This window comes from Kitasatospora sp. NPDC085879 (genome assembly GCF_040686255.1).
GTDB lineage: Bacteria > Actinomycetota > Actinomycetes > Streptomycetales > Streptomycetaceae > Kitasatospora.
On sequence record NZ_JBFBJZ010000125.1, the window covers coordinates 1 to 11751 of the forward strand.

The 11751-nt window shown below is 74.0% G+C and carries 12 protein-coding genes and 1 pseudogene; 5 read left to right on the forward strand and 8 right to left on the reverse strand.

From position 1 onward, the window contains the following. The 5 genes from AB0P35_RS39995 to AB0P35_RS40015 all read right to left on the reverse strand — a co-directional run. Nucleotides 1–1881: amino acid transporter (locus AB0P35_RS39995; RefSeq protein WP_363521123.1), on the reverse strand; the 1881-nt coding region annotated here is incomplete at its 3' end. A gap of 461 nt (nt 1882–2342) precedes the next feature. Beyond that, nucleotides 2343–2489 (reverse strand): hypothetical protein, encoded by a 147-nt coding sequence (locus AB0P35_RS40000; protein WP_363521125.1) that lies wholly within the window; start codon nt 2487–2489, stop codon nt 2343–2345. 331 nt (nt 2490–2820) lie between these two features. Next, a complete protein-coding gene (locus AB0P35_RS40005) occupies nt 2821–3441 on the reverse strand; it encodes a hypothetical protein (RefSeq protein ID WP_363521128.1) in 621 nt (206 codons plus the stop codon). Nucleotides 3442–3528: 87 nt separating this feature from the next. Further along, a complete protein-coding gene (locus AB0P35_RS40010; protein WP_363521131.1) occupies nt 3529–4122 on the reverse strand; it encodes a dihydrofolate reductase family protein in 594 nt (197 codons plus the stop codon). Nucleotides 4123–4282: 160 nt separating this feature from the next. After that, a complete protein-coding gene (locus AB0P35_RS40015) occupies nt 4283–4612 on the reverse strand; it encodes a hypothetical protein (protein WP_363521134.1) in 330 nt (109 codons plus the stop codon). Nucleotides 4613–4809: 197 nt separating this feature from the next. Here AB0P35_RS40015 and AB0P35_RS40020 point away from each other — a divergent pair, with 197 nt between their 5' ends. Then, on the forward strand, nt 4810–5025 hold the full coding sequence (locus AB0P35_RS40020; RefSeq protein WP_095878704.1) for a hypothetical protein: 216 nt from the start codon (nt 4810–4812) through the stop codon (nt 5023–5025). Nucleotides 5026–5088: 63 nt separating this feature from the next. On the opposite strand, the gene AB0P35_RS40025 is transcribed toward AB0P35_RS40020, so the two are convergent. The 3 genes from AB0P35_RS40025 to AB0P35_RS40035 form a co-directional block, all read right to left on the reverse strand. Next, complete coding sequence (locus AB0P35_RS40025; RefSeq protein ID WP_363521136.1) at nt 5089–6858, reverse strand: MOSC and FAD-binding oxidoreductase domain-containing protein; 1770 nt, start codon at nt 6856–6858, stop codon at nt 5089–5091. A gap of 94 nt (nt 6859–6952) precedes the next feature. Then, nucleotides 6953–7777 (reverse strand): hypothetical protein, encoded by an 825-nt coding sequence (locus AB0P35_RS40030; RefSeq protein ID WP_363521147.1) that lies wholly within the window; start codon nt 7775–7777, stop codon nt 6953–6955. Nucleotides 7778–7914: 137 nt separating this feature from the next. Further along, complete coding sequence (locus AB0P35_RS40035) at nt 7915–8418, reverse strand: helix-turn-helix domain-containing protein (RefSeq protein ID WP_363521139.1); 504 nt, start codon at nt 8416–8418, stop codon at nt 7915–7917. A gap of 80 nt (nt 8419–8498) precedes the next feature. On the opposite strand from AB0P35_RS40035, the gene AB0P35_RS40040 reads away from it, so the two are divergent. The 4 genes and pseudogenes from AB0P35_RS40040 to AB0P35_RS40055 form a co-directional block, all read left to right on the forward strand. After that, entirely contained in the window at nt 8499–9353 is an 855-nt protein-coding gene (locus tag AB0P35_RS40040) for an alpha/beta hydrolase (protein WP_363521142.1), read from the forward strand. A gap of 252 nt (nt 9354–9605) precedes the next feature. Beyond that, a complete protein-coding gene (locus tag AB0P35_RS40045) occupies nt 9606–11099 on the forward strand; it encodes a hypothetical protein (protein WP_363521145.1) in 1494 nt (497 codons plus the stop codon). 172 nt (nt 11100–11271) lie between these two features. Continuing rightward, a pseudogene (locus AB0P35_RS40050) lies at nt 11272–11457 on the forward strand (hypothetical protein); the annotation flags it as partial. 168 nt (nt 11458–11625) lie between these two features. Continuing rightward, a partial coding sequence (locus tag AB0P35_RS40055) for an acyl-CoA dehydrogenase family protein (RefSeq protein ID WP_363521149.1) occupies nt 11626–11751 on the forward strand: 126 nt, incomplete at its 3' end.

The window sequence follows — 11751 nt, forward strand, 5'->3', positions numbered from 1 at the left end:
CTGGCCGAACAGGAAGAACCGCAGGAACTGGGCGAACGGGTTGCCCTCGGTCCACTCGAAGTAGATGTGCGGCTGCTGTCCGGTCGCGTCCCGGACGTGCAACAGCAGCGCGGCCAGCGCGTTCGGGATGGAGGAGTGCTCCAGCGACAGGAGGCGGTAGCGGTCGTGCAGGACCTCGCCGCGCACCCGCAGCTCCGCCTCGAAGTCCGAGGGGTCCCGGACGGTCACCTCGACGAAGACCAGGTCGTCCTCCGGCGGGATGCCGTTGTCGGTCCGGATCTGAGTGGCCTTGTCGCGGTACTCCGCGAGGTCCCGGTTGCTGGGCTCGTTCGCGATGATCCGGATCGAGCGGTGCGCGCAGTCCCGGACGAACCGCTCGGCGACCGGGTCCAGCACGACATCGGTGACCCGGAGCTCGAAGGAGCGGGCGAGCCGCGAGGCGAGCGAGATCAGGATGATGCCGGCGATGAAGCAGGCGCCGATCTTCACACCGTCCGGGCGCTCGGCGATGTTGAGCGCGGTGGTGTAGAGGAAGACCGCGGAGATCACCGCGAAGCCGATCGTCCAGCCGCGCTGGCGGGCCCGGCGGGCGGCGATGGTCACCGCGATCGCGGCCGAGCTGATCAGCACCAGGACGCCGGTGGCGTACGCGCCGCCCTGCTTGTCGACATCGGCGTCGAAGATCCAGGTGACCAGGAAGGCGACCGCGGTCAGCACCAGCACGGTCGGCCGGACGGCCCGCGCCCAGTGCGGGGCCATGCCGTACCGCGGCAGGTAGCGCGGCAGCAGGTTGAGCATGCCGGCCATGGCGGAGGCACCGGCGAACCAGAGGATGGCGATGGTCGAGACGTCGTAGACCGTGCCGAAGGCGCTGCCCAGGTACTCGTGGGCGAGGAAGGCGAGCGCGCGGCCGTTGGCCTCGCCGCCGGGCTGGAACTGGTCGGCCGGGATCAGCAGGGTGGTGATGAAGCTGGTCGTGATCAGGAAGACGCTCATGATCACGGCCGCGGTGGTGAGCAGCTTGTGGGTGCCGCGGATCCGGCCGACCGGCTTCTGCTCGGTGTCGCCGGGCTCGCCCGCGACGTGCGGCATGACGGCGACGCCGGTCTCGAAGCCGGACAGGCCGAGCGCGAGCTTCGGGAACACCAACAGGGACACGCCGATCATCGCGATGACACTGCCGTGGTCGGCGGTCAGTGCGTGCGACCAGTCGGTGATCACGTGCGGGGCGGTCAGCACGTGCCACAGGCCGGTCGCCACGACCACCACGTTCAGCGCCAGGTAGATGGCGACCAGGCCCACGGCCAGGCCGATCGCCTCGCTGAAGCCCTTGAGGAAGACGGCGCCGAGCAGCGCGATCAGGAACAGCGTGATCAGCACCTGGCGGCCGTGCAGCGCGCTCGTCAGGTGCGGGTTCTCCACCAGGTGGGCGGTGGCGTCGGCCGCCGACAGCGTGATGGTGATGAGGAAGTCGGTGGCGGCGAAGCCGAGCAGCATCAGCACGAAGAGCTTGCCCTGCCAGAAGCTCAGCAGCCGCTCCAGCATCGCGATCGAACCCTCGCCGTGCGGGCTCTCCTTCGCGACCCGCCGGTACACCGGGAGCGCCCCGCAGAGGGTGACCACGACGAGCACGATGGTCGCCACCGGCGACAGCAGGCCGGCCGCGAGGGCGGCGATGCCGGGCTGGTAGCCGAGGGTGGAGAAGTAGTCCAGGCCGGTCAGGCACATCACCCGCCACCAGCGCCGGCCGTGCTCCTGGGGTGCCTGGGCGTGCGGGCCGGGGTGCTGCTTGGCCCGGTCCGCCAGTCCCTCCAGCAGCCACGCCCGCAGTCGGCTCGGTGCCGCAGGTGAGGGAGGGGCCGGCGGGGATGTTGTGGACACTGGGGACTCCGTCGAGAGGACAAACGATCAAGCCGCCCGGTCGGCGGCCTCGCCAGACTAGACAGGCGACTCATCGGCCTCTTTCGCCATCACGTACAACATCGGCACCCCGTCCTGGCACTACCGGTTGTGTCGCCCAACGGTTCGACTGCGCTCGAGAACGCACCGTCCGGTGCCGCGGGGCACGTGCGAGAACCGGCCGACCGAGCCCCCGATGCCCGGCGAATCGACACATCACCGCAGGTCGGAGCCGTCCTGGACGGCTCGGGGCAGTACCGCCGGCGATCGGTTCCGCCCCGGCCGGGCCGCTCGGTCCGGGCGGAGCCGGGGCCCCCGCGACCGACGGCCGACGGACGGGCCCGAGTCCGAGCCGGCGGCACCGGCCGGACGAATCTTGACGGATCTTTAACGCCTCGCCGACCGCCCTCCCACAGTGCAGGACGGCGGCCGCCGCCGGTCCGTCAGACCGCGGGCTCGGGCTTCCCGTCGTCCTGGGGCTCGTCGTGGGGCTCGTCGTGGCCCGCGTTGTCAGGCTCGGCCCCGTCGTCAGGTTCGTCCTCGTGGTCGTCGAGGTCGAACGGCGGCAGCGGTGCGAGGACGGCGGTCACAACGGAGGCGATGGCGAGCAGCGGGAGGACGAGGAACAGCAGCGCGGCCGGACTGCAGCCGCACCCCTCCGGGTGGCGGCACCCAGACGCAGGGCCACCAGGTGGTCGACGACGGCGGAGTCGCCGGATCCGACCGCATCATGATCCGGAGGTACCCGATGGACACGGGTTCTCGACCGCGGGGATCGCCACCACGGCCTCCTCGATCGGCCCGACCGGCCGGCCCGTGGCCACCATCGTTCCGTCCGTCAGCAGGACGGCCCGACCCTCCAGATGCATCCGGAGCAGCGCGGTGTCCGTCATCCGGTGCGCCGGCCCTTCCGGAGTCAGCTCACGTCGCACCGTGTCCCCCCGGGTAGCCGATCTCCGCCAGATCCTCCCGCAGGTCCGCCAGGTCGACCTCCGAATTGAGGGCGTCCACCACGGTCTGGGTGAGCGGCCGGTGCGCGAAGACGTGCCGGACGGCCGCCAGGTCGACCTCGGTCCCGAAGTACTCCTCGGCCCAGGCCCGGTAGGCCTCCGGTGTGCCCTCGGCCAGCAGCTCGAACAGCTCCTCGCCGCCGGCCGGTGCCGCCGCGGCCTGCCAGGCCGCGTCGTCGGGCTGCCGCCACAGGCAGACCGTGGCGATCGGCGAACCGTCGTGGCTTCTGAAGGCCGGCTCCTCGACCGCGAAACGGAAGGCCTCGGGCACCTCGGCCAGGATGTCCGGCGCGTTGGGCACGGTGTGGTCGAATCCGCGCGCGTACGCGCCGGCCGCCGAGAACACCATGAACCAGTCGGAGCCGGAGCCGTCACGCGCGGAGGCCGTCTCCTCGCCCTCGTCCCAGTGGGCGTCGAAGGAGTGGTACCGCGACTCCCACTCCGGGCTGAGTACGGCGTCGAGAACGGCCATCGCCCGGCACCGGTCACGGACGGTGGCGATGTCGGGGAGGCGGCGTGCGAGATCGTCCATGGGTGCATTGAACACGGTGGCGCCGACACGCCGGTGGGCTCGGGTCACCCGGCGGGGGCGTCGGCCCCGGCCGGCGGCCGAGAGCTGTCAGGCGGTGGCCGGGCGGTAGGTGCAGACGTTGACCCCGGTGCCGCTGGTGATGGTGGAGACCAGTTCGAGGGTGCGCTTGCCGCCGTCGGCCGGGAAGATCGACTTGCCGCCGCCCAGCAGGACCGGCATGACGATGAGCTTGAGTTCGTCCACCAGGCCCTCGGAGAGCAGGGTGCGGGCGAGGGTGGGGCTGCCCATGATCAGCAGGTCGCCGCCCTCGGCCTTGTGCAGCTCGGCGATCCGGGCGACGGCCTCGTCGCCGGGGATGCGCGTGGTGTTGGCCCACGTCAGGTCGGAGTCGCCGAGGGTGCCGCTGACCACGTACTTGGGGATGCTGTTCATCCGGTCGGCGAACGGGTCGCCCGCCCGGGCGGGCCAGGCGGCGGCCATGGTCTGCCAGGTGCGGCGGCCGAAGAGCAGCGCGTCCGCGGCGCCGAGCGCCCCGTCGAAGGCGCCGCCCACCACCTCGGGGTCGAAGAAGGGGTGCGACCAGCCGCCGTGGGCGAAGCCGCCGTCGGTGTCCTCCTTGGGGCCGCCGGGCGCCTGCACGACGCCGTCGAGGCTCATGAACTCGCTGACCACAATGCGCACGGGACTCGCTCCTCCGCCTTGCTCCGGGGCGCGGCCGGGGATGGTCTCCGACCGCACGGGCATCATGGCACCGGCGACCGACAGTTCGGCGGACGCGACTGTCCGTCAGATCATCACATCACAGCCCGGGTTGGCCTTCGCGACGGCCGCTCCGGGCGGCTCAGCCGTACCAGGACGCCTCGGTGAGCCTGGCCCGCCGGGGCACCTCCCGCTCGGGCATCGGCAGCCGGACGTCGCCCGCGACCAGCGTGCAGGACGGGATACCGGTGAACGCGCCCGGCAGGGCGACCCGCACCTCCACGTGCCGCGCCGGGCTGGTGGGCAGCACGGCGATCAGCGTGCGCTCCTCGGGGTGGTGGCCGTGGACGCGTTCGAACGCCACCTCGTGGCCGTCCACCAGTACTTCCAGCTCCCGGATCCCGCCGAGGCGGACGCCCGCGGTGACCGAGCAGCCGGCGTACTCGCAGTGGAAGTGGTAGTCGCGGCTCATGTCCGCCTCCCGGTGGTATCCGCCCGGTGTCTCTCCCGTCCCTCCATCCTGACACCGGTCGGACCGCGGCCGCAGGGCGGCGGTGTTCCACCGGACGGCGGATCCCGCTCCCCGGAGGGAGCAGTGCCCGTGACCGTCCGGGCGTCTCACCGTTGGCCGCACAGAACGCCGTGCAACGCCGTACAAGGAGGAGATCCATGCGACAGTACGTCCGGACCGCCGTCGTCGCCGCCCTGCTGGGCGCGAGCGCGCTGACCGGCCCGGCGGCGGTGGCCGCCGGCAGCACCGCCTACCCCGAGCCCTCGAAGCAGGAGCACCTGTACACCGTGCCGGTGGCGGGCATCACGGACGTCGGCGACCTCACCAAGCTGGGGCTGCTCGGCTACGACTTCGCCGGGCTGCTGGGCCACTGAGCCGCCGCGGGCCGCAGCTCCTCCAGGAGCTCGGGCCGGGTTCGGGCAAGGTCCGGGCCGGGTTCAGAGGTCGAGGACGATGTCGCGGTCGGGCCGGGCACAGCAGATCAGCGCGTTGCCCGGGGCGGGGGCCTCGACCGGCTCGGGCCGGTGGGTGACGGCGCCTTCGAGGAGGCGGGTCTCGCAGGTCCGGCAGACACCGGTCCGGCAGGACCAGCGGACGGCGACGTCGCAGGCCTCGGCGAGCTCCAGCAGGGTGCCGTACGCAGGGTTCCAGGGGACGGTGATGCCGCTGCGGGTGAAGGCCACGGCGGGGCCGTCCCCGGGGGTGCCGTCCGGCGGGTGCGGGGTCCGGGCCTCGCCGGTGGCGGCGATGCCGGGGGTGAGGGCGGTGCCGGGGGCGAAGAGCTCGGTGTGGATCCGCTCGGGTGCGAGGCCCACTGCGGTGAGGGCCGTGCCGAGGTCGGCCATGAAGGCGGCCGGTCCGCAGAGGTACGCGTCGGCGTCGGCGGGCAGGCCTAGGCCGGCGACGAGTTCGGCGCCGAGTCGGCCTCGGTCGGTGTAGTGGGTGCCCCGGTGGTCCTGCGGGCGGGGCCGGCTGTAGCAGATCCGGGTGTGCGAGCGGGGCAGCCGTTGCAGCAGGTGGCGGGCCTCGGCGGCGAAGGGGTGTTCGGCGCCGTCGCGGGCGCCGTGCAGCCACCAGACCTCCCGGGTCGGCCGGCCGTCGGCGAGGGCGTGCAGCATGGCGAGGACGGGGGTGACGCCGACGCCCGCCGAGGCGAGCACGACCGGGGCGTCACCGGCTGCGAGGGTGAAGGCGCCGCGCGGGGCGGCAGTCGGCAGGGTGTCGCCGATCCGCAGGCTGCGGTGGATCCAGGCGCTGGCGACGCCGTGGGACTCCCGTTTGACGCTGATCCGGTAGCGCTGGGCGCCGGGCGGGCCGGAGAGCGAGTAGCTGCGCAGCAGGGCGGGACGGTCCGTGTCGGTGGCGAGTTTCACGGTGAGGTACTGGCCGGGGCCGGCGGCGGGCAGCGGTGCGCGGTCGGGGTCGGCGAGCCAGAGCGAGAGGGTGGAGCGGCTCTCGATGGCGGTGGCGGCGACGGTGAGCGGGCGGAAGCCGTCCCAGGCGGGCCGGGGGTCGGCGCCGTCGGGGTTGAGGCCGGGGTTGCCGGCTCCGTCGGGGGCGGTGTCGGCCTGCCGGAGCAGGGCCCGGAAGGAGCCCTGCCAGCCGGGGCTGAGGGCGGGGATGCGCAGCGCCGCGGCGATCCGCTCGCGGGACCGGTCGGGGAGGTAGAGCAGGCCGTCGGCCTCGGCGACCGTCATCCGTTCCGGGCCTTCGGCGATCTTGACGATCTCCTGTCCGGCCTCGACGGCGCCCTCGGTGAGGACGCGCAGGTAGAAGCCGGGGCGGCGGTGGGTGACCAGCAGGGCGGGCATCCGGGGCTCGTCCAGTCGCAGGCCGACCCGGTAGCAGGTGACCCGCGGCTGGGTCACCTCGAAGACGGCCTCGCCGATCCGGTAGCGGTCGCCGATGCAGACCTCGTCGTCGGGCAGGCCGTCGACGGTGAAGTTCTCGCCGAACCCACCGTGGGTGAGGTCGTCGCGGCCGAGGACCTGCTGCCAGTGCCGGTAGGAGTCGAGCTGGTAGACCATCACGGCGCGCATCTCTCCGCCGTGGCCTCCGAGGTCGCCCTGGCCGTCGCCGTCGAGGTTCAGCCGGCGGGCGGTGCAGGGGCCGGTGACGGGGTGCTTCCAGATGCCGGTGTGCACCGTGCGGCCCTGCCAGCGGACGTCCTTCGGCAGGCCGACGTTGACGGAGATCAGTCTGGCCACGGTGTCCCGCCCTGGGTGTGGAGGCCCCCCGACCTGTCGATGGTATCCGCGGGCCGGCGGCCCGGCCGGTCCTCCGGCGGGCAGGACGGACGGCTCACGGGCGTTCGAAGAGCTGGAGTACGCCGCCGACGGAGAAGCAGAGGGCGCCGGTGAGGGTGCCCCAGTTGGCGATGCCCGCGCTGATCTCGCTGCCGCTGGTCCGGGTGAAGGCGGCGATCGCGGAGACCATGAACAGCGCCGAGCCGAGCTGGTTCACCGCGACGATCCACCAGCCGAGGTCGCGCGGCATCAGGCGGGGCCGGCCGTGGCAGACCTCGACGAACCCGAGGTGCCCGGAGACGAGGAAGAGCATGCAGCCGATGAGATCGGGTGCCCAGATCAGCCGGTTCACCTGCTGGATGCTGAGGCCCTGCAGGAAGGAGTCCAGCAGGTCGACGGCGAACACCAGGGTGCCGGCGAACAGGACGAAGGCGCTCAGCCAGTCCACCCGCATCGGCTCGTAGCTCCACCAGCGCCAGCGACGGGTGACCAGCTCGCCGGCGCCGCCGGGGACGTGGCGGGGGGCGTTGATCGTCTGGAGCAGGGTGACGTAGCCGCCGGTGTTGAAGCACAGGCCGCCGGCGAAGTAGATCGACGCGCTCTCGGTGGCGTCGCCGGAGCCGACCTGGGCGACGGCGGCGCCGGCCGCGAAGAGGGCTCCGCCGAGGACGAAGGCGAGGGCCGCGACGGTGTTGAGTCGGCGCAGCCGGGCGAGGGCGGTGTCGTCCGCGCGGGCGTGCCGGCTGTGTTCGGCGCCGGGCGGGCGGACGGCGAGCAGGCCGCGGCGCCGCGCGAGCCGTGACTCCCAGACGGCAGTGCCGCCGCCGGGGAGGCCCCAGCTGACCCGGGTGGTGAACGGTCCGGCACCCTCGGCGCGCAGCGCGGCCCGCTGCCCGTGCTGCTCGGGCTGCTCGGGCTGCTCGGGCTGCGGCTCGGGCCGGCGGGGCTGCTCGGACTGGTCCACGGGCCGAGCCTAGACCGGGGCGCGGCGCGCTCCGGAGTGCAACGCCGGGGCCTTCAGGGGGCGGCGATCGCGCACCCGGGGTCAGTGGGGGGCGGGGGTGCGGCGGCGTCGCGCAGGCGGCTGACGGATTCGGGGGTGAGGTGTCGGCCGAGGACGTCGAGGGCGGCGAGGACCTCGGCGAGGGCGGCGGGGTCGTCGGTGCCGAGCGCGGCGGCGACGGCCGGGGCGACGGGTGCGGCGGCGGCCCTGGCGGAGCGGTCGGAGATCTCGGGGGCCTTGCGGACGAGGGAGCGCCGGCGGTCGGCGGGGTCGGTCTCGGTGACGACCGAGCCGGCCTCGCGGAGGCGGGCGACGCAGCCGGAAACCTGGCTCTGCGGCAGGCCGGTGCGGGCGGCGATCTCGCCGACGGCGCTGCCCGGGTGCTCGACGACGTCGCTGAGGACGACGAGGACGGCGCGGGTGCCGGTGGGCTGCGGGCCGATCCCGGCGGTGGGGATGGTCTGCTCGCCGATCTTCATGAGGGTGCGGCCGAGGAGGAAGAGTTCCAGTCCGTTCACGGCTCCAGCCTACAGCGGAGTACATCTGATCAGATACATCTCTCTTGATACATCTCTTCTGATGCTTTACGGTGATGCCCATGACCTCCACCGATCTGCTCCCCGTGCCCGGCGCCCGCATCCACCACCAGATCCGCGGCAGCGGTCCGCTGCTCCTCGTCGCACAGAGCGGCGAGGGCGACGCCGAGCGCGGCCGCGACCTGGTCGACCACCTCGCGGCGGACTTCACCGTCGTCACCTACGACCGCCGGGGCCTGTCCCGCAGCGTGCCCGACGACCCGTCACAGCCCGTGCCGATGGCCACCCACGCCGACGACGCCCACCGCCTGCTCACCGCGCTCACCGACCGGCCCGCACTGATGCTGGGCTGCAGCTTCGGCGCCGCGATCGGCCTCCATCTGGCGGCCCGCCGCCCCGGAGCCCTGCACACCCTGATCGCCCACGAGCCGGCCGTCCCCGAGCTGCTGCCCACCGCGGAACGCGACCGCACCGAGCAGGAGCTGCGCGCCGTCACCCGCACCTACCGGGAGGACGGCTGGCTCGCCGCCGTCCGCCGGGTGACGGCCGTGCTCGGCATCGACCCGCACCACCAGGAGACCGAGCCGGACATCACCGCCGAGCCGATCACCGAGGCCCGCGCGGCGAACTTCGCCGGCTTCCTGACCCGGGACATCGACACCATCCTCGCCGGCGGTCTCGACGCCGCCGACCTCGACGCCCTGCGCGGCGGCCCGACCCGGATCGTCCCCGCCGTCGGCCGCACCACCCCGCACCAGGTCTTCGACCGCCGCTGCGCCGCGATCCTCGCCGACGGCCTGGGTGCGACGCCCGTGGAGTTCCCCGGCGGGCACAACGGCAACCTCACCCACCCCCGGGCGTTCGCGGCGCAGCTGCGTGCCCTGCTGCCCCGGACGGAGGGGACCAGCACCTCCTGACGGCTGCCCGGCGAGCCGACCCGCATCACCCCCGTGCGCCGTCCTCTGTTCGCTCTCGGAGGGCGCGGAGCCGAAGCCACCGAGGCCGTGCGCCTGCAGGACGCCGTACTGGGACTGCAGAGGCACGGGAGCTCCACCGAGCTCTGCCCACCCCGGGCCGCCGGCGGGCCCCGGCGGGCGACGGGCAGGGCTCTGTCGCCCGGGCACACTAGGCTGCCCGGTGATCGACACGGGCGGGCGGGAAGGAACGGGATGGCTGCCGACGGGGGAACGGCGCGCGACGCGCTGCTGGCGCTGCGCGGGGCGGAGGGCATCGAGCTCCTCGACGGGTTCTCCGAGGAGGAGATGGACGGCTGGCCCGTACCGGTGCCGGAGGCCGTCCGGGCGGTGCTCCGGGAGGTCGGCGGGGTCCGCGCGGACGACGAGGAGCACGAGTTCGGGCCGCGCCGGCTCAGCTCGTCCTCGTTCGCCGGGGGCCACTGGGAGATCGGCAGCTACCTGGCCACCGAGCACACGGTGTACGTCGCCGTCGGCGCCCCCGGTGCGGCCGACTGGGGGCCGGTGCTGGCGGTCCGCCAGTTCGACGACCCGGAGGCCGTGGTGGAGGCCACCTGCTACCTCGACTGGCTGCACGCCCTGGCCGTGCGGCTCGCCGACCCCGAGGCGGACGGCCCGCCCGGCCGGCCGGCGGCGACGGTCGCCGCGGTGCCGAGCACGGCCGCCGCCGACGGCCCGGACACCGAACTGGCCGCCCTGGTGGGCGCCGGCGAGCCGCTCGCCGACGTCGCGGACCTGCGCGGCCTGCCCGCCCTCCCCTGCCGGATCGACTTCGAGCCGTACTACACCTTCGCCCACAACACCGCCGACACCGGCAGCAGCGAGCTGCAGTTCGAGATGCTGGGCGGCGGCCGCGCCCTGCTGGTGCGCAGCATCGTCAGCGGCGACTTCCTGGGCCGGCCGGTGCGCCGCCGCACGGTGCCGGCCGACGCCCCGCGGCGTGCGGTCGCCGAGCTGCGCGCCCTCGCCGCGGAGCATCCGGCCTTCGTCGTCCTCGAACCGGGCTGCGCCGACGCCGAGTTGGACGCCTGGCCGGTTCCGGTGCCGGAGGACGTCCGGGTGGTGCTCCGGGAGATCGGCGCGGTCGCGGTGGCCGGGCTGCCGGCGCTGCGGCTGCTGCCCGGCGACGGCGCGCCCGGGGTCGACCCGGAGCTGCACCGGATGCTGGGCGGCGACGGCAGCTACTGGCCGATCGCCGAGGTGGCGTACGGGCGGCACCGGGCGCTGGCGCAGGTCCGGATCGACCCGGACAGCGGCGAGTGGGGCTACGCGGTGTCGGTGCCGGCCGAGGCGGGGTCGCTGCAGGAGTACCCGGAGCTGACGCTGCTCGGCGAGTCGCTCGCGGACCTGCTGCTGACGGTCGCCCGGGTCGCCCGAGCGGCGGCCGGGGCGGCGGACTTCGCGCGGGCCGCCGCGGCGGCGACCGGCTGGTTCTTCCCCAACACCGGTGAGGCGTGGATCCTGCCGGAGCCGGTGGCCGACTGGGCGGGCTCGGCCGATCCGCTGGCGGCGCAGGCGGCCGCCCTGCCCGCGGGCAGCTTCGCGGGCGACCTGCGGGCCGCGCCCGCGCCCGGCGACCTCTGCTTCCACCGGGCCGACGACTGGCCGTACCGGGCCCGCCTGGACCGGCTGGTCTTCCTCGGCGCGGGCCGGGTGGCGGCCGCCGTGCCGGTGGAGCCCACGGACTGACGCCGGGTTGGCGCCCGGGCCGGGCACCGACCCGACTGGTGCGGACCTGTGTTGTCGACCTGGCGTACGCGTGCTCGGCGGGCTATCACCCGTCCGACTGACCGCGGGCCCACCGGACCGACTCCCCGGCCGGCGCCGTCCCTGCGGGCGACGCGGTGACCGGGGTCTCCCTGGTCTCTCCCGGGTCGACGTCCGGGCGGACAGCTCCGGCTGCGACCTGCTGTGGGACGACCGGACCCGGTCGGCCGCCGTGCCGCGGCTCTCCACCGCCGACGGGCTGATCCACACCGTCGTGCGGCAGCCGGTGATCCCGTTCACCACCGCCACCTCGCTGCTCGACCCGTACTACTACGCGGAGACCGCCCGAAGGGGGCCGCCCCGTACTCCGGCGGTCCCCTTCCGCATGTCCCGGCGGGCCGGGCTGGCGTTGATGGCACAGAGTGTGTTCTATTAGGGGAACTGAGTTCCCTCTCTGTGGATCGTGTTCCGCCAACGGCTGCGCGGGACGGACTGGAGCACCCGAACCATGAGCAACTCCTTCGATCTCTTCCGTACGACCGAGGAGCACGACATGCTCCGTGACGCGGTGCGGTCGCTGGCCGAGGCGAAGATCGCCCCGTTCGCGGCCGAGGTCGACGAGCAGGGCCGCTTC

Excerpts from the sequence above, each read along its gene's own strand:
- AB0P35_RS40045 (WP_363521145.1), top strand. The coding sequence starts at position 9,606 with ATGGCTGCCGACGGGGGAACGGCGCGCGACGCGCTGCTGGCGCTGCGC.
- AB0P35_RS40040 (WP_363521142.1), top strand. The coding sequence starts at position 8,499 with ATGACCTCCACCGATCTGCTCCCCGTGCCCGGCGCCCGCATCCACCAC.
- AB0P35_RS40020 (WP_095878704.1), top strand. The coding sequence starts at position 4,810 with ATGCGACAGTACGTCCGGACCGCCGTCGTCGCCGCCCTGCTGGGCGCG.
- AB0P35_RS40015 (WP_363521134.1), bottom strand. The coding sequence starts at position 4,612 with ATGAGCCGCGACTACCACTTCCACTGCGAGTACGCCGGCTGCTCGGTC.
- AB0P35_RS40005 (WP_363521128.1), bottom strand. The coding sequence starts at position 3,441 with ATGGACGATCTCGCACGCCGCCTCCCCGACATCGCCACCGTCCGTGAC.